Genomic DNA, 18379 nt, shown 5'->3' on the forward strand with positions numbered 1-18379 from the left:
TGAAGGATCACACGGCCGCAGCCAGCGACGACGCGGACGACGACGCGCGACGGGACGACGGACGCGACCCGGACGCGGGCACGCCACCGCCCCCGGCCGTCGAGGGGCCGGGGGCGGTGGCGTGTCGGACTGTTCTCCCCCACCCGCCGGCCGGCAGAGCCGGCCGGCGGGAGACTGTGCGTGCTACTTGGTCGAGAACGCGGCGTCGAAGGCCGCGTCCGGAGCGTCGAAGGCGTACTTCTTGACGAACGCGAGCGCCTCGGGCGCGCCGACCAGGCGGTCCATCCCGGCGTCCTCCCACTCCACGGAGATGGGGCCCTCGTAGCCGATCGTGTTGAGCATCCGGAACGCGTCCTCCCACGGCACGTCGCCGTGGCCCGTCGAGATGAAGTCCCAGCCGCGGCGCGGGTCCGCCCAGGCGAGGTGCGAGCCCATCCGGCCGTTGCGGCCGTTGTGCATCCGCTTCTTCGTGTCCTTGCAGTCCACGTGGTAGATGCGGTCCTTGAAGTCCCACAGGAAGCTCACCGGGTCGAGGTCCTGCCACACCATGTGGCTCGGGTCCCAGTTGAGGCCGAACGCCTCGCGGTGCCCGATCGCCTCGAGCGTGCGGACCGTCGTCCAGTAGTCGTACGCGATCTCGCTCGGGTGCACCTCGTGGGCGAACTTCACGCCGACCTCGTCGAAGACGTCGAGGATCGGGTTCCAGCGGTCGGCGAAGTCCTGGTAGCCGGCGTCGATCGCCTCCTGCGAGACGGGCGGGAACATCGCGACGTACTTCCAGATCGCCGAGCCCGTGAAGCCCACGACGGTCTTCACGCCCAGCTTCGCCGCGAGGCGCGCGGTGTGCTTCATCTCCTCGGCGGCGCGCTGGCGCACGCCCTCGGGGTCGCCGTCGCCCCACACGACGTCGGGGAGGATGTCGCGGTGGCGCTGGTCGATCGGGTCGTCGCAGACGGCCTGGCCCTTGAGGTGGTTCGAGATCGCGTAGACCTTGAGGTCGTACTTGGCCAGCAGGTCGAGCTTGCCCTGGACGTACTCGTCGTCGTCCCAGCGCCACGGGTCGAGGTGGTCTCCCCAGCAGGCGATCTCCAGGCCGTCGTAGCCCCAGCCGGACGCGAGCCGCGCCACCTCCTCGAACGGCAGGTCGGCCCACTGCCCGGTGAAGAGGGTGATCGGTCGTGCCATGGTCGTGTCTCCTTCGGTCGTTCTCGGTATCGCGCCCGGGGTCACCGGGCGGACGTGCTGGACAGGGATCGGGGCTTGCCGTCCGACGCCTCGGCGGCGGCAGCGCGCGCACGGCGGCGGACGACGACGTACCCGCCGACGAGGAGGAGCGCGGCGACCACGGCGACGGCGATCCACACGCCCGCGCCGCTCCCGCTCGACTCGTCGTCCGCGGTACCGGACGCGTCCGCCGCGGCGTCGGCGTCCTCGTCGGCCCCGTCCGCGGCGCCGCCCTCGGCGTCGGCCGCGGCCTCGTCGGCCGCATCCGGAGCGAGCTCGGGCAGCGGCACGACGTCGACCTGCGCGGTGGCGGTCGCCTCGGCCGGGTGGGTGATCGTGGCGGTGAGGGTCCAGTTGCCCTCGGCCAGGACGCCGGGCTCGGACGTGTACCAGCCGACGCCCTCCGACGCCGAGGAGAGCGTGAGCGGTCCGACGGTCTCGCCGTCGGCGGACTCCGCGGTCACGGAGACGTCGGCAGACTCCTCGACCGGGTGCCCGTCGATCTTGTAGGTGAGGTTGGCGGAGATGCCGCCCTCCCCGTCGGTGCCGAGGGAGATCACGACGTCGCCGCCGTGCGCGGCCGCGGGGGCCGCGACGCCCAGCAGCGCGACGACGGCGCCGAGCAGCACGCCGAGCGCCGCGGTGAGAAGAGCGCGCACCCCGACGCGGGGTCGGGTGCGGGTGCTGGTGCCGCTGCGGGTGCCGCTGGGCTGCGCAGACGTTCGGGACATCGGGTCATCACCTCGTCGTGGTCTGTGGGTGGCTCCGGGGCCGACGGCGGTCGTCGGACCCCGGGGGTGCCCCGGCGCCGGGCCGGAGCGCCCGTTCCCGGGCGCCGGGGCCGGAGACCCGGAGGTCCCCGTCGTGCTCGTCGTGCGGGCAGCGTACGGTCGGCCCGGCCGATGGGCCGCCCGTCCGCCGAGCGCCCGCACGCCGAGCGCGGTGCCCGGCGGGCCGGTGCTCAGAGCACCGGCCCGCCGGAACCTGTCAGGAGCAGGCCCGGGCGGCGTAGTCCGCCGTCCCGGAGAACGTCCTCCCCTCGGCGTCGGTCGCGGTCACCGTCACGGTGCCGGCGTCGATCCCCGTGGCACGCGACGCGAACGACTGGTAGGCGTTCGCACCCGGCGCCACGTCCGCGAACTCCTTCGACCCGTACGGGGTCTCGAGAGTGATCGCGACCGGGACCGCGTCGTCGTTCGTCGCGCGGACCGCAACGAACACCTTGCCGGCCATGCAGCGCGTCTCCGCGGTGATGGTCACCGCGATCGGCTCGACCTCGTCGCCGACCACCCGGAAGTAGTCGAACGACGCCGCCGCACCGGTGTCGGCCGACGCACCGAGCGCGAAGAGACCGACCTGGGCGTCCGCCGCGGCCGTGTTCGCCACGGTCTGGTCGAACGTGGTCCAGGTCTCGCCGTCCGCGCTGTACGCACCGGTGAACGTGTCACCGGAGCGGGTCAGGCGCAGGTGCCAGACCGACTCGGCGAGGCTCGCCGTCTGCGGCTGCGGGTTCTGGACCACGCCGCCGACCTCGCTGCGCAGCTCGATCCGGGCGTTCTTGGCCTGGCCCGCCTGGTTGTCGACCACGTAGTCGAGCTTGACGTAGTTGTCGTCGTCGGCGTAGGCGATCAGACCACCCTGCTGGTACTGGCGGTCGAACGCCGAGCCGTCGACGACGGTCTCGATCGTCCACTCGTCACCCGGCTGCTCCTGGAGCATGATGTTCGGCACGTCCGTGTTGCCCGTCCCGTAGATGTCGGTCGGGGTCGTGTCGATCTGGAGCGAGCCGTCCGCCACGCGGTAGCCGGTCGGGTCCTCGCGGACGATCGACCAGCGGCACGCGTCGAGGGCGGTGCCGTCGAACTCGTCGTCCGGCCCGGGGGCGGACGCCGTGTCGTCGGGCGTGATCGAGAACCAGTCGAACTCGGCGTCGATCACCGGGGACGTGGTGTTGTTCCCCTTGAGCGACACGAGGCCGATCTTCGCGTTCTCCAGGTCGGCGATCGACTTGGTCTCCGACATCGTCGTGAAGTCGACGCCGTCGGCCGAGTACGCCGCCTGGAGGTTCTCGCCGTTGCTGACGAACCGGACGTAGACCGTGTCCGGGTAGTCCGCGCCGAGGTTCGCCGTGTTGGACGCGCTGACCTCGTTCGGCTGGGCGTTCTCCTCACGGATGAACTGGAAGATCCGGGTCGCCGGGTCCGCGGACTGCGAACGACCCTGGAGCACCATCTTGGCGTAGTTGTCCTGGTCCTCCCAGATCACCAGACCGGCCTGCTGGTACTGCTGGCGAGCCGGCAGCGTGAGCTTGGCCGTGGCCGTGAACGGCCCGTCCGGCAGGTCCTGGAGCACGACGTTCGGCACCGTGGTGTTGCCCGTGCTGTAGAAGTCGGTCGCCGTCGTCGGGATGACGAGCTTGCCGTCCCGGACGACCAGGTTCTGGTCACGGTTGAGCACCGACCAGCGGTTCTCGTCGAGGTCCGTCCCGAGGAAGTCGTCCGAGCGGCCCGAGAAGCACATCCCCGGCCCGGTCTGCGGCGCCTTCACCGTCACGGTCGTGTACTCCACCGAGTATGCGCCGCGCTCGTCGGAGGCACGCACCTGGAGCCGGTACGTGCCCGGCTGGTCGTACGTGACCTCGAACGAGTCGGTCCCGTCGGCGAAGCCGTCACCGAGACCCGCGTCCCACGCGAAGGTGATCGCGTCGTCCTCGGGGTCGGAGGCGGTCGCCGTCGCGGTCACCGTCAGCGGGGCGGTGCCCGTCGTCGGGGTGACCTCGAACGAGTCGATGGTCGGGCGCTCGTTGTCCGTGACGCCGCGGCCGTCGAACTCGAGCCAGTTGACGTTGGCCTGGCCGGACGTCAGGACGAAGTAGAGCGTCCCCGTGCCCGCGGGCACGTCGGTCAGGGTCCCGGAGACGTTCTGGTAGACCTGCCAGTCCCCGGTGCCGGGCACCTGCACGGTCCCGATCTCGGGCCCGTCGGCAGCGTTCCAGCGGATGGAGATCGTGGCGTTGCTCGGCGACGCCGCGCGCAGCGCGATCGAGTCCACGCCGTAGAGCGAGATCGGGTCGTAGGCCCACCAGTCGCCCGGCTCGATGTAGCCGATGTTCTGGCCACCGCCGGCCGTGTCGCCCGTCGTCTCGCGCTGCACGCCCGGGTCACCCGTGCTCGTGGAGCTCGCGAGGCGACCGGTGGAGGTGAAGAACTCCGCCTGGAGCAGCTTGGGCTGGAGCACCTGGAGGTCGTTCGCGGTGAGCGGGGCACCGGCGGCGCCACCGTCGTCCGTGTACGACGCCTCGATCACCCAGAAGATGTTCGACTCGATGCCGTGGCCCTCGTCGCGCGCCGTCTGGAAGACGCCCTCGCAGCCGCCGAGCACGTCCATCGGGTGGGCGTGCGAGTCGTGACCGAGCGACGTCGAGAGCTCGACCTGGCTGCAGTCGACCTCACCGTCGGGGTCGTCGACCGCGATCTCGTACCGGACCTGGTCGCCCCACTGGAAGAACCCGCCGTTGTCGGGGAACGTGATGGAGATCGTCGGCGCGTCGTTGCCGACGACGACCGACACGTTCGCGACCCCCGTCTGGCCCTGGGAGTCCGTCGCCACGAGCTGAGCCGTGTACGAGCCGTTCTCCGTGTAGGTGTGGACCGGGTTGGCCTCGGTCGACGGCTCCGAGCCGTCGCCGAACGTCCACTGGAGGGCCAGCGCGTCTCCGGACGGGTGGCGCGTGCCCTCCGAGGAGAACTGCACCGTCAGCGGCGCGTGACCGCTCGTCACGTCGGCGCTCGCCCGCGCGATCGGCGACGGGTTGCCCTTGACGTAGTTGACCTTGTAGATCCCGCTCGAGTCGTTGTCGCCGCCGAAGCCCGAGCCCCAGTCGACGACGTAGAGCGCGCCGTCGGGACCGAAGTCGAAGTCCATCGCACGGTCGAACCCGGCGCTCGGGTCGAAGATCTTGGGCAGGACGCGGTTGACGTCGACGATGTCGTCGCGGTTCTCCCCGTCGAGCTGGACCGAGTACAGCTTGCCCTGGTTCCACTCGCCCAGGAACGCCTTGCCGTCCCAGTACTCGGGCCACTGGACGTCGGAGTCGAGCTCGGGGTCGAACTGGTAGACGGGGCCGCCCATGGGCGCACCGCCGCCGCCGATCTCCGGGAAGTCCGGGTTGCCGGCGTAGTTGTACCAGATCTCGGCCTCGATGGCCGGGGGCAGCTGGGTCAGACCCGTGTTGTTCGGGGACTGGTTGACCGGGCCGGCGTCGCAGTTGAACGCCGCGCCGGACTGGCCGGTCGCGAAGTTGTACTTGAGGTAGTCCGCGTTCGCGCCCGTGCAGTACGGCCAGCCGTAGAAGCCGGGCTCGCTGACGACGTTCCACTCCACCGTGTTGCCCGGGCCACGCGTCGGGCTCGCGCTACCGGCGTCGGGGCCGTAGTCACCCACGAGGATGTTGCCCGAGTAGGGGTCCACCCCGATGCGGAACGGGTTGCGGAAGCCCATGGCGAAGATCTCGGGACGCGTCTTCTCGGTGCCGGGGGCGAAGAGGTTGCCCTCGGGGATCGTGTACGTCCCGTCGGCCTCCGGGTGGATGCGCAGGACCTTGCCGCGCAGGTCGTTGGTGTTGGCCGACGACCGCTGGGCGTCGTAGTCCTGACGACCGGCGCGCTCGTCGTGGGGCGAGTAGCCGCCCGACTCGAACGGGTTGGTGTTGTCGCCCGTCGCGAGGATCAGGTTGCCGTCCTCGTCGAAGACCATGTCACCGCCGGCGTGGCAGCACGTGTTGCGCTGCGTCGTGACGGTGAGGACCTTCTTCTCGGTGGCCTGGTCGATCGTGCCCGTGGCCGGGTCGAAGTCGAACCGCGAGATCCGGTTGTGCGGGCCGTCGGAGCCGACGTTCGACGGAGCCCAGTAGGTGTAGACCCACCCGTTCTCCGAGAAGGCCGGGTCGAGCACGAGCCCGAGCAGACCGTCCTCGTTGGCGGTGGTCACCGGGAGGGTGGTCGCGGTGTGCGTCGTGTTGGTCGACGGGTCGATGACCTGCACACGGCCGTCACGCTCGGCGTAGAACACCGTGCCGTCGTCCGCGACGTCCAGGACCATCGGGTTGCGCGTCTCCTCGTCGAGCGCGATCTGCTCGTAGCTCGCGGACTGCGTCGCCGCGCAGTCCGACGCCACGGCGCCTGCGGCCGTCTGGATGCCGCCCAGCAGGTGCTGGAGGAAGGCCGGGTCGGCGTACGACTCGTCGGTGTGGCCACCGCCGGTGTACCAGGAGCGGCCGCCGTCGTAGACCTGGCACCACGCCGTCGGGTGCTCGGCGCCCATCGCGCCGCTGCCCGCGTTGTACGTGGTCTCGTCGAGGCTCGCGAGCACGTGCACCGTGTCACGCGGGTTCGTGCGGAAGTTGTACCACTCGTCGAACCGCTCCCACCGCGAGGGCAGGTGCGCCGTCGACTCGTGGACGTGGTCCTCGACCTTGACGGTCGCGGTCTGGTTCTGGGGGTGAGCGCTGAAGTACGCGCCGACCAGCCCGCCGTACCAGGGCCAGTCGTACTCGGTGTCGGACGCCGCGTGGATGCCCGCGTACCCGCCCCCGTTCTGGATGTACCGCTCGAACGCGGCCTGCTGGTCGTCGTTGAGCACGTCACCGGTCGTGGACAGCCACACGACGGCGTCGTACTGCGCGAGGTTCGCGTCCGTGAACGCGCCCGCGTCCTCGGTCGCGGTGACCTCGAAGTTGTTCTCGGTACCGAGCTTCTGGATCGCCGCGATGCCCGCGGGGATCGACCCGTGGCGGAAGCCACCGGTCTTGCTGAAGACGAGCACGTCGAAGGGTTCGGTGTCCGCGGCCGTGACGACGGGCGCCGCCGCGACGCTCGTGGGCACCGGTGCGGCCGTCGCCGACGTCGCCGCCGCCATGGTCAGAGGGAGAGCGACCGCTGCCGCGGCGGCTGCCGCGACCGTCCGCCTCATGGCGAGCGATCCTCCTAGCACGTTTCTCACAAGGTCTCCTCGTCGAGATGGGGAATCAGTGCTGCGCTCCGCCGGGTGCCGCCATCGGCCGGCCGCCGTCCCGGGATTGTCGACCGACAATTTTGATTGCCCGTCGTACTAAATGCGCGCCGTCGCGGCGCGTCCAGCCTCCTTTCTCCAAGCCGGTTCCGGCCGGCCGTGCTGCGCTGCAACGGCCGGCACCGTCGGGCCGGTGTCCGGGTCGACCCTCCGCCCCGCGGGCCGACCCGGACTCGATACTACGGTTGGACCCAGCCGCCCGACGCCGCGCTCCGCTCGACGGCGTCGAGCACGCGCTGCACCACGAGGCCGTCCGCGAAGGTCGGCGCCGGGTGCGTCCCGGAGGCGATCCCCTCGACGAGGTCGACCGCCTGGTGCGTGAAGGCGTGCTCGTACCCGAGCCCGTGACCCGCGGGCCACCAGTGCGCGACGTACGCGTGCTCCGGCTCCGTGACGACGATGCGCCGGAAGCCGGCGACGACCGCGTCGTCCGCGGCGTCGAAGAAGTGCAGGACGTTCATGTCCTCGAAGTCGAACGCGACCGACCCCTTCGAGCCGTTGATCTCGAGGCGGATCGCGTTCTTGCGGCCGTACGCGAAGCGCGTGGCCTCGAAGGTCCCGATGCCCCCGCCGGACAGCCGGGCGAGGAACACCGCCGCGTCGTCCACGGTGACGGGCCCGCGCTCGGTGCCGCCCTGGCCGGACAGCCCCGCGAACTCCGTCGCGACCGGACGCTCCGTCACGAAGGTCTCGAGCAGTCCCGAGACGCTCGTGATCTTCTCGCCGGTGATGAACTGCGCGAGGTCGATGACGTGGGCGCCGATGTCGCCGAGCGCCCCGCTTCCGGCCTTCGACTTGTCGAGCCGCCACGACAGCGGCGCGTTCTCGTCCGCGATCCAGTCCTGGAGGTACTGCGCGCGGACGTGGCGCACGGTCCCGATCCGGCCGTCGACGACGAGCTGGCGCGCGAGCTGGATGGCCGGCACGCGGCGGTAGGTGAAGCCCACCATCGCGACCTGGCCGCGCGCGGCCGCGGCCTCGGCCACCTCGACCATCTTCTCCGCCTCGGCGACCGTGTTGGCGAGCGGCTTCTCGCACAGCACGTGCTTGCCGGCCTCGAGCGCCGCGATCGCGATCTCGGCGTGCGTGTCGCCGGGCGTGCACACGTCGACGAGGTCGACGTCGTCCCGCGCGACGAGCGCCTGCCAGCTCGTCTCGGTGGACTCCCAGCCGAGCCGCTGGGCGGCGGCGGCCAGCGCCTCCGGGTTGCGGCCGCCGAGCACCCGCATGCGCGGGTCGAGAGGGAGGTCGAAGAACCGGGGGGCAGTCCGCCAGGCCTGCGAGTGCGCTGCCCCCATGAACGAGTACCCGACCATGCCGACGCCGAGCTGCGCGCCGTCGTTTCCTGCCATGACGTTCCTTCCGTGCGCATGTTCCTGCGCGTGACGTGAGCACGCCCACGGTCCGGCCGGGGTCGTCCCGGGCGGACCGTGGGCGTGGTCCGCGTGCTTTCGTGCTGCGTGCTGACGACGGGCGTCAGCGGCCCGTCAGGACTGGAACGCCGTGGGCAGGTACTGGTCGACGTTGTCCTTCGTCACGACCGGCGCGAAGAGCTGGATCGTGCGGGGGACGCCGGACGACGCGAGGTCGCTCATGCTGCGCTCGTGCGCGACGAGGCGGGCGAGCTTGATGCCGTCCGCGGCCTGGGTCGACGGGTAGACGACGGTCGCCTGGAGGACGGAGTCGCCGGCCTTGATGTGCTCCATGACCTGCTTCGAGCCGGCGCCGCCGACCATGAAGAACTCGTCGCGGCCCGCGTTCTCGATCGCGGAGAGCACGCCGACGCCCTGGTCGTCGTCGTGGTTCCAGATGGCGTCGATCTTCGGCGCGGCCTGGAGCAGGTTCGCCGTCGCGGCCTCGCCGCCCTGGACGGTGAAGTCGGCCGCGACGCGGTTGTCGACGTCGAGGCCGCAGTCGGACAGCGCGTCCTCGAAGCCCTGGCTGCGGTCCTGCGTGAGCGGGAGCGAGTCGATGCCCGCGATCTCCGCGACGACCGCGTCGGGGTTGTCCCCGAGCTGCTCGCAGATGTACTGGCCGGCGCTCACGCCCATGCCGTAGTTGTCGCCGAGGACGGTGGCCCGGGCCGCGAACGGGCTCGAGAACTCGCGGTCGACGTTGATGACCGGGATCCCGGCGTTCATCGCCTTGGTCGCGACCTCGGTGAGCGCGGCGCCGTCGAACGGCAGGAGCACGATCGCGTCCACGCCGTCGTTGATGAAGCCCTCGATCTGGCTGATCTGGACGTTGACGTCGTTCGTCCCGTCCGCGACGCGGAGCTCGACGTCCTCGTACTCCGCGGCCTCGGCCTCGGCCGCGGTCGTGATGGCGCCCATCCAGCCGTGGTCGGCAGCGGGGGCCGAGAAGCCGATGACGATCGGGTCGCCCGGGGCGTCGTTGTCGGAGACGGCCTCGTTGCTGCTGCCGCCTCCGTCGCCGTCCGCGGTGTCCTCGGTGGTCGGGGTGTTGGACGTGCAGGCCGTGGCGATCAGCGCGATCGAGGCGGCCGAGACCGTCGCGATCATGAAGCGGCGGCGCAGGGTGGTGCGTGCGGACATGGGATCTCCTTCGATGCTGTCCTGCGGGAGGAACTCTGCGGAACTTGTGGGGGTGAGTGGTGTCGTGGGTCGTACGAGGAATGGCTGGGGAGTGCGACGGGCTAGGTGGTCCGCCGTGCGATGCGCTGCTGGAGCAGGACCGCACCGACGATGATCGCGCCCTTGGCGATCTGCTGGACCGAGCTGTCGACGTTGTTGATGATGAAGACGTTGGTGAGCGTCGTGAAGATGAGCACGCCCAGGACGGTGCCGACGATCGATCCGCGTCCGCCTGCCAGGAGCGTGCCGCCGACGACGACCGCGGCGATCACGTCGAGCTCGAGGAGCAGACCGTTGGTCGAGGAGCCGGCGCTCGTGCGAGCGAGGATCATGACCCCGGCGATGCCGGCGGTGAGGCCCGAGAGCGCGTACACGTACATGAGGTGCCGCTTGACCTTGATGCCCGCGAGGCGCGCGGCCTCGGGGTTGCCGCCGACCGCGACCGTCCGGCGTCCGAACGTCGTGCGGTTGAACAGGAACCAGCCGAGCACGGCGACGATCGCGAAGATCCAGACGATCTTCGGGACCCCGAGGAGGTTGCCCCGGAAGATGTCGTTGAACTCCGCGACGTTGACGATCTGCGTGCGCTTCTGGGCGATGAGCTCGGCGAGGCCGCGCGCCGCGACGAGCATCGCGAGCGTCGCGATGAACGCCACGACGCGCCCGTAGGCGATGATCAGGCCGTTGAGGAACCCGGCGCCGAGGCCGACCGCGAGCGCACAGATGACCATGACGACCCAGCCGTACGACTGGGTGGCGAGCGTCGTCGCCCACACGGAGGAGAGCCCGAGCACGGAGCCGACCGACAGGTCGATGCCGCCCGTCGTGATGACGAACGTCATGCCGATGGCCAGGACGCCGGTGACCGAGCCGAGGCTGAGGATGGTCATCAGGTTGCTGACGCTCGCGAACCGCTCACCCGCCGTCGCGAAGCCCAGGACGCACAGGAGGATCAGCGCGAGGACCAGGCCGATGTTCCGACCTGCCGCCCCGGACATGAATCCTGCCCGGCGGCGCTCGCTCGCGGCCTTCTCGACCCGGGCCGACTCGTCGGCGTCCGGCTTGTCCGTCGGCATCGAGGCCGACACCTGCTGCTCGCTCACGCGACACTTCCTTCCATGACCATGTCGAGCACCTGGTGCTCGTCGATGGAGCTCGAGGGCCCCTCGTGCACGACGCGACCCTCGGAGACGACGAGTACGCGGTCGGCGAGGCCGAGGACTTCGGGGATCTCGCTGGACACGACGACGACGGCGGCACCCTCGTCGGCGAGCCTGCGGATGAGGGCGTAGATCTCGGCGCGCGCCCCGACGTCGACGCCGCGCGTCGGCTCGTCGAGGAGCAGCACGCGGCAGCCGTGGACCAGCCAGCGGGCGAGCATCGCCTTCTGCTGGTTGCCACCCGAGAGCGTGCGGATCGCGCGGTCGACGCCGGCGGGCCGCAGCTCGAGCGAGTCGGCCTGCTCCTTGGCCGCCTTGCGCTCCGCGCCCTCGTCGAGGAAGCCGCCGCGCGCGAAGCGGGCGAACGTCGAGAGGGTGACGTTGCGGTAGACGGGCTCGTCGAGGAGCAGACCCTGGCTCTTGCGCTCCTCCGGCGCGAGCCCGATCCCGGCGTCCACGGCGGAGGCCACGGAGCCGGCGCGAAGCCGCTTCGAGTCCACCCGGACCGTGCCCGCCGTCGCGCGCCGAGCCCCGTAGATCGTCTCGATGATCTCCGAGCGCCCGGCGCCCACCAGGCCCGCCAGGCCGACGATCTCCCCGGCGCGCACCTGGAGCGACACGTCCTCGAACGTGCCCCGCAGGGACAGGCCCTCGACGTCGAGCACGACGGGTGCGTCGGCGGCGAGCTCCTGGGAGTCGGGGAAGACGTACTCGACCGAGCGCCCGGTCATGAGGGTGATGAGCTTCGCCGTCGGGGTCTCGGAGACCGGGAGGTTCTGCGCGACGGTCCGGCCGTCCTTGAGCACCGTGATGCGGTCGCCGATCTCGCGGATCTCCTCGAGACGGTGCGAGATGTAGACGACGGCGACCCCGGCCTTGGTCAGCTCCTTGACCACGCGGAAGAGGTTGCCGACCTCCTCGGAGTCGAGCACCGCGGACGGCTCGTCCATGATGATGACGCGCGCGTCGTGCGACAGCGCCCGCGCCATGGAGACGATCTGCTTGCCCGCGGCCGACAGCCGCTCGACCTCCTGGTTCGGGGAGATCTCGCTGTGGCCGAGCCGCTTGAGGATGGCCCGCGTCTGGCGCACGGCCTCGCGGCGCTGGGAGAACCCGAGCGTCGCGAGCTCGTGCCCGAGGTACACGTTCTCCGCGACGGTCAGGCCGTCGACGACGTCGAGCTCCTGGTACATGGTCGCGACGCCGTGCTTCAGCGCGGCGACGGGGTCGGAGATGGTGATGGGCTCGCCGTCGAGGAGGATCTGACCCTCGGTGGGCTGGTGGGCACCGGCGAGCACCTTGATGAGGGTGGACTTGCCGGCGCCGTTCTGCCCGAGGAGGCAGTGGACCTCTCCGGGGAGGATCTCGAGATCGACGCCGTCGAGCGCTCGAGCCCCGGGGAAGACCTTGACGATGCCCTGCATCTGCAGGAGCGGCTGGGGAGGGTCTGCGGTGACCATGCGGTGAACCTAGCCGACCTTTTGACGACGGTCAATCATAAGATCGCAGCCTTTTGCTGCCGTTACAACTTCGTTACCAGCAAAAGTGGACAAGCGCTGTCGGGGCGAGGGAACGCTCCCATGCTGCGGGCGGACGGTGCTCGACGCGTCAGGTCGACGGGTGGCACGACGGGCGGCTGACGAGCCGAACCACCGAGAAGTCGGCTGGGGGTCGGGGTCTGCACGAGCAGGTGGGGCGGGTGTTCGCCCGGACGGGAGACCCTTCCTCGGGTCTCCACAACTTCCGACGACGTCCGTGTCGCCTTGGGAGGGGACAGTAGGGTACCTTTTGGCGATCGTCAAGCAAAAGCCGATGACTCGTCCGGCACGTACGGACGACCGACGAGAGGCTCCGTGATTCACTGTGCCCATGGAGGAACTGCTGAAGTTCGCGCCGCGCCCGACCGGCGCCGGCGACATGTTCCAGCTGCTCCGGGACGGTCAGCCGCGCACGCGCGCGGACCTCGCAGCGATCACGGGGCAGGCGCGATCCACCATCGCCGCCCGGATCGACCTCCTCATGTCGGCGGGCCTCATCGCCCCCGCGGGAGAGGCGAGCTCGACCGGCGGGCGACCGCCCGTGACCTTCGCCTTCAGCCCTGAGGCGCGCATCGTGCTCGCCGTCGACCTCGGTGCGACGCACGCCCGCCTCGCCGTGACCGACCTCGCGTCCAACGTGCTCGCCGAGACCGACGCCGCGCTCGCGATCGCGGACGGCCCCGACGTGGTGCTGTCGTGGGTCGCGGACACGGGCGAGAAGCTCGTCGCGACGACCGGGCGGAGCCTCGACGACCTCGTGAGCGTCGGCGTCGGTCTGCCCGGGCCCGTCGAGCACTCGTCCGGTCGGCCCATCAACCCGCCGATCATGCCCGCGTGGGACGACGTCGACGTCGCCGGCATCCTGCAGAAGCGGTTCAACGCGTCGGTCCTCGTGGACAACGACGTGAACATCATGGCGCTCGGCGAGCACCGCACCGCCTGGCCCGCCGTGACCGACATGCTGTTCGTCAAGGTCGCCACCGGCATCGGGTCCGGCATCATCGCCGACGGCGAGCTGCGGCGCGGCGCGCAGGGCGCCGCCGGGGACATCGGCCACGTCGCCGTCCCGAGCGCGGCCGACGTCCCGTGCCGCTGCGGGAACGTCGGGTGCCTCGAGGCCGTCGCGAGCGGACAGGCGGTCGCCGCCGCGCTCGCCGCCGCGGGCCTCGACGCGACGAACAGCGCCGACGTCGTCACCCTCGTCCGTGGCGGGGACCTCACCGCGAGCCAGGCCGTCCGCCAGGCGGGACGCGACATCGGCTCGGTGCTCGCGGCGTGCGTGAGCCTCCTCAACCCGTCGCTCATCGTCATCGGCGGCATCGTCGCCGAGGCCGGCGAGCACCTGATCGCGGGCATCCGCGAGATCGTGTACCAGCGGTCGCTCCCCCTCGCGACGCAGCACCTGCGTATCGTCACGTCGCAGGCGCGTGGCCAGGCCGGCGTGCTCGGTGCGAGCGCCATGGCCGTGGATCACGTACTCTCGCCCGCAGCGATCGACGCGCTCATCGCCTGAGCGCGGTCGCCGGGGGCCGCTGCCCGCGACATGCGGGCGCGACGAGTGTGACGAGGCACGAGGAGGAGTCATGACCGAGCGGGACCGTCGAGCGCTCGTGGTCCGGGGCGGTTGGCCCGGGCACGCACCCGAGGAGGCGGCGGAGCTGTTCGTCCCGTTCCTGGAGGCGTCCGGGTACGACGTGACGCTCGAGGGATCGTTGGAGTCGTACGCCGACGAGGAGTTCATGGCGAGCCTGGACCTCGTCGTGCAGTGCTGGACGATGGGCGAGATCCTGCCCGACGAGATGCGCGGGCTGCGCACCGCGATCGCGAACGGTACCGGGTTCGCCGGCTGGCACGGCGGAATCGTGGACTCGTTCCGCCTCGCGACCGACTACCTGCAGATGGTGGGCGGGCAGTTCGCCGCGCACGCGCACGACCTCATCGACCACACGATCGACATCGCGCCGGAGCACGCGGACCACCCGATCGTCGCGGGCATCGACTCGATCTCGCTGCACTCCGAGCAGTACTGGGTGCTCGCCGACTCGTACAACGAGGTCCTCGCGACGACGACCATCGTCCCGCGCGACGGCGACCCGTGGCACGAGCCGGTCGTCTCCCCCGCCGTGTGGACGCGCCGCTGGGGTGCCGGCCGCATCTTCGTGTGCGCAGCCGGCCACCAGCTCGCCGACCTCGAGGTCCCGCCCGTCCGCACCATCGTGGAGCGCGGCATCCTCTGGGCGAGCCGCTGACGCTCGACGCGCGCCCCGGTCCCTCCACCCGGCACGTGACCTCGTTCTGCGGGCTCCTCGCCTACCCGATCACCCCGCTCACCCCATCGGACGCACCCGACCCCTACGCGCTCGCCGCCCTCGTGGACGGTGCGGCGCGGGCAGGGGTCGACGGCGTCGTCGTCCTCGCGTCGTCGGGCGCGGGCGTGACGTTCACGCCCGACGAGCGCGACGCCGTCGTGCGCGCCGCCGTCGCGGCGGGCTCGGCGCCCGGCGCGCCGCGCGTCCCCGTGCACGTCGCCGTGAGCGGCGCGTCCACGCGCGAGGTCCTGGCGCGTGCCCGCGCGGCGCGTGACTGCGGGGCGGACGGGCTCGTGCTCGCGCCGTTCTCCTACCTGCCGCTCGACGAGCACGAGGTCGTGGCGGTGTTCGAGGCCGTGGCCGGGACCGTCGACCTGCCGGTCTGCTACTACAACCGGAGCGTCCAGACGACGTACGACCTCACGCCCGAGGCGCTCGGCCACCTCGCGCGCACCACGACCGTCGCGGCCGTCAAGGACCCGGCGTCCACGCCGGCGCGGCCGACCGGCCGGGTCGCGGCGCTGCGCGCGGCGACGGCGGGGCTCGGCCTGAGCGTCGGGCTCAGCGGCGACCCCGCGATCGTCGGCGGCGCCGAGGCGGCCGACGCCTGGCACACCGGTCTCGCCGCGCTCGTGCCCGCCGAGTACGTCGCGCTGCGGCGCGCCCGGGCCGGGGGCACCGCGCCCGACGCCCAGGTCGTGGACTGGCTGCGCGACCTCACGGACGTCCTGGCCTCGCTGCGCCCGGTGAGCGGGTTCCACGCGCTCGCGAACCTGCTCGGCGTGCCGACCGCACCCCCGCGCGGCCCGTCGCTGCCCGTCCCGCCCGACGGCGTCGCGCGGCTGCAGGAGGTCGTGGCCCGACGCCCGTCGACGCCCTGATCCACCCTCGCGACGTCGTGGCGCGTCGGCCTCCTCAGCCGTCCGCGCCGGAACCTGCCTCGTCGGCCGCGCCGGACGCGTCGCCTCCGACGCGGTCGGCGACGGCGTCCGGCCCGCCGGCGAGCAGCGCGACGAAGCCCTCCTCGTCGAGGATCGGCAGGCCGAGGTCGCGGGCCTTGGCCTCCTTCGAGCCCGCGTTCGCTCCGACGACGACGTAGTCGGTCTTCTTCGAGACCGACCCCGACGACTTGCCGCCCGCCGCGATCACCGCCTCCTTGACGCCTTCGCGGCTGAAGCCCTCGAGCGACCCCGTGACGACGACGGTGAGTCCCGCGAGCGGTCCGGTGGGTGCCTGCCGGGCGCCCGGACCGGGATGCCCCGGGATGGAGAACCGCACCCCGTCCCGCTTCCACTGGTCGACGATCTCCTGGTGCCAACCGACCTCGAGCCAGGCGATCACCTCGTCGGCGATGACGGGCCCGACGCCCTCGACCGCCGCGAGCGCCTCGCGGCCCCCGTCACGGATCGCCTCCTCGATGGCGTCCAGGGACCCGAACCAGTCCGCGAGCGCGCGCGCCGCGACGGGGCCGACGTGCCGGATGTTGAGGCTCACGAGGATGCGCCACAGGTCCTTGGTCCTCGCGAGCCGCAGCTCGTCGACGAGGGTCTGCGCCGTGCTCGACGGCCCGTACACCGGGTAGTCCTTGCGGACGCCCGCAGCCCGGCGCTCGGCCGGCGTCGCGTCCTCGAACCCCGGCGGGTAGGTGCGCGCGGCGACCTTCTGGAAGGGTCGGACGACCTTGGCGAGCAGCACCGAGCCGTCGGACATCGGGACCTCTCCCGACTCCCCCACGCCCTCGTACGGCCGGGGCAGGCCGGTCTCCGGGTCGCGCACGACGACCTTGATCGGCGCGAGCTGCTCGACCGTGAGGCCGAAGAGGTTCTTCTCGGTGCGCAGCGGGGGCTCGGCCGGCTCGTAGGGCTGGGTGAGCGCGGCGGCGGTGACCTCGCCGAGCGCCTCGACGTCGAGGCCGCCGCGCGAGCCGATGTGCTCGACGCGGCCTCGCACCTGGGCCGGGCACGACTCGGCGTTGGGGCAGCGCAGGTCGACGTCGCCCTCCTTCATGGGGCGCAGCGGCGTGCCGCACTCCGGGCAGTCGGCGGGCATGACGAAGTCCTCGCGCGGGTAGCCGTCGTCCGCGAGCGCCGCGACGGGCCCGAGGATCTCCGGGATGACGTCGCCGGCCTTGCGCAGCACGACCATGTCGCCGATGCGCACGCCCTTGGCCCGCACGACGTCCTGGTTGTGGAGGGTCGCCTGGCGCACGGTGCTGCCGGCGACCTTCACCGGCTCCATGACCGCGTAGGGGGTCGCGCGGCCCGTGCGGCCCACGCCGACCTGGATCGCGAGCAGGCGCGTGTTGACCTCCTCGGGCGGGTACTTGTAGGCGATGGCCCACCGGGGCGCGCGGCTCGTGGCGCCGAGCCGGCGCTGGAGGGCGAGCTCGTCGACCTTGACGACGATCCCGTCGAGCTCGTGCTCGATGTCGTGGCGGTGCTCCCCGAAGTACGCGATGCGCTCCATCACCTCGTCGAGCCCGTGCACCACCCGGTTGTGCGGCGAGACGGGCACGCCCCACTGCGCGAACAGCGCGTACGCGTCGGACTGGCGCGCGAGCTCGGCGTGCTCGCCCGCCTCCCACTGCAGGGCGCCCACCCCGTGCGCGTACATCCGCAGGTTGCGGCTCGCCGTGACGGCAGGGTCCTTCTGCCGCAGCGACCCGGCCGCGGTGTTGCGCGGGTTGGCGTACGGGTCCTGCCCGGCGGCGACGAGCTTCTCGTTGAGCGCGGCGAAGTCCGCGACGCCCATGAAGACCTCGCCGCGGATCTCGATGACGTCGGGGTGGGTCGCCGGGTCGCCGCCGAGGCGCTGCGGGATGCTCTCGATCGTCCGCACGTTGGCGGACACGTCCTCGCCCGTGCGCCCGTCCCCGCGCGTGGCCGCCCGGACGAGCCGGCCCTTCTCGTAGAGCAGCGCGATGGCGAGGCCGTCGATCTTCACCTCGCACAGGTAGTCGACCGCCGCGTCCTCCGCGACGCCGAGGTCGCGGTGCACGCGCGCCGCCCACGCGGCGAGGTCCTCCTCGCTGAACGCGTTGTCGAGCGACAGCATCGGCTCGAGGTGCTGGACCGTCGCGAAGCCCGCCGCGGCGCGGCCCCCGACGCGCTGGGTGGGCGACTCGGGCGACTGGAGGGCGGGGTGCGCGGCCTCGAGCGCCTGGAGCTCGTGCATCCGCGCGTCGTACTCGGCGTCCGAGGAGACGGGCTGGTCCTCCTCGTAGTACGCGCGCTGGTCGGCCTCGACCTGCGCGACGAGCTCGGCCCAGCGTCGCTGCGCGGCGGCCTCGTCGAGCTCGGCGGCGGACGTGGCCGTGGGGACCTCCTCGTCCGTCACGGTCGGGGTGGTCGGGGCGGACGTCGCGGGGGTGCTCTCGCTCACCCGCACATCATCGCGCGGACCGCCGACATCCGCCGCCCTCGTCGGCGGTGCGGGTCCGCTCCCGCGAGGTCGTCGCGCGCTCAGGGTCGGTACGAGGGGACGAG

The 18379-nt window shown here is 71.8% G+C and carries 11 protein-coding genes; 3 read left to right on the forward strand and 8 right to left on the reverse strand.

Annotated elements, in window-relative coordinates:
• Positions 1-183: 183 nt before the first annotated feature.
• The 7 genes from ABWU78_RS14585 to ABWU78_RS14615 form a co-directional block, all read right to left on the reverse strand.
• Positions 184-1185: a sugar phosphate isomerase/epimerase family protein gene (locus tag ABWU78_RS14585; protein WP_253053553.1), complete on the reverse strand. Its 1002-nt coding sequence runs from the start codon at positions 1183-1185 to the stop codon at positions 184-186.
• Positions 1186-1226: 41 nt separating this feature from the next.
• Entirely contained in the window at positions 1227-1955 is a 729-nt protein-coding gene (locus ABWU78_RS14590) for a hypothetical protein (protein ID WP_253053551.1), read from the reverse strand.
• 256 nt (positions 1956-2211) lie between these two features.
• On the reverse strand, positions 2212-7194 hold the full coding sequence (locus tag ABWU78_RS14595) for a ThuA domain-containing protein (protein ID WP_439158792.1): 4983 nt from the start codon (positions 7192-7194) through the stop codon (positions 2212-2214).
• A 278-nt stretch (positions 7195-7472) separates the two neighbouring features.
• Complete coding sequence (locus ABWU78_RS14600; RefSeq protein WP_253053547.1) at positions 7473-8645, reverse strand: Gfo/Idh/MocA family protein; 1173 nt, start codon at positions 8643-8645, stop codon at positions 7473-7475.
• A 135-nt stretch (positions 8646-8780) separates the two neighbouring features.
• Complete coding sequence (locus tag ABWU78_RS14605) at positions 8781-9848, reverse strand: substrate-binding domain-containing protein (RefSeq protein WP_253053545.1); 1068 nt, start codon at positions 9846-9848, stop codon at positions 8781-8783.
• A gap of 101 nt (positions 9849-9949) precedes the next feature.
• Complete coding sequence (locus ABWU78_RS14610; protein ID WP_439158793.1) at positions 9950-10990, reverse strand: ABC transporter permease; 1041 nt, start codon at positions 10988-10990, stop codon at positions 9950-9952.
• Positions 10987-12507, reverse strand: coding sequence for a sugar ABC transporter ATP-binding protein (locus ABWU78_RS14615; protein WP_253053543.1), 1521 nt, complete (start codon positions 12505-12507; stop codon positions 10987-10989). The genes ABWU78_RS14610 and ABWU78_RS14615 overlap by 4 nt, the downstream gene beginning before the upstream one ends.
• 409 nt (positions 12508-12916) lie before the next feature.
• Here ABWU78_RS14615 and ABWU78_RS14620 point away from each other — a divergent pair, with 409 nt between their 5' ends.
• The 3 genes from ABWU78_RS14620 to ABWU78_RS14630 all read left to right on the forward strand — a co-directional run bounded on the left by ABWU78_RS14620 (position 12917) and on the right by ABWU78_RS14630 (position 15775).
• Positions 12917-14098 carry an ROK family transcriptional regulator gene (locus tag ABWU78_RS14620; RefSeq protein WP_253053541.1) on the forward strand — a complete coding sequence of 394 codons (1182 nt, stop codon included), beginning with the start codon at positions 12917-12919 and terminating at the stop codon, positions 14096-14098.
• Between the two features lie 70 nt (positions 14099-14168).
• Positions 14169-14834 carry a ThuA domain-containing protein gene (locus ABWU78_RS14625; RefSeq protein ID WP_253053539.1) on the forward strand — a complete coding sequence of 222 codons (666 nt, stop codon included), beginning with the start codon at positions 14169-14171 and terminating at the stop codon, positions 14832-14834.
• Positions 14835-14869: 35 nt separating this feature from the next.
• Entirely contained in the window at positions 14870-15775 is a 906-nt protein-coding gene (locus ABWU78_RS14630; RefSeq protein WP_439158794.1) for a dihydrodipicolinate synthase family protein, read from the forward strand.
• A 34-nt stretch (positions 15776-15809) separates the two neighbouring features.
• Here the strand turns inward: ABWU78_RS14630 and ligA are convergent, their stop codons facing one another.
• Entirely contained in the window at positions 15810-18275 is a 2466-nt protein-coding gene (ligA, locus tag ABWU78_RS14635) for an NAD-dependent DNA ligase LigA (RefSeq protein ID WP_439158795.1), read from the reverse strand.
• Positions 18276-18379: the final 104 nt, after the last annotated feature.

This window comes from Cellulosimicrobium sp. CpK407, assembly GCF_051844275.1.
In the GTDB taxonomy this organism is placed as follows: Bacteria; Actinomycetota; Actinomycetes; order Actinomycetales; family Cellulomonadaceae; genus Cellulosimicrobium; species Cellulosimicrobium cellulans_G.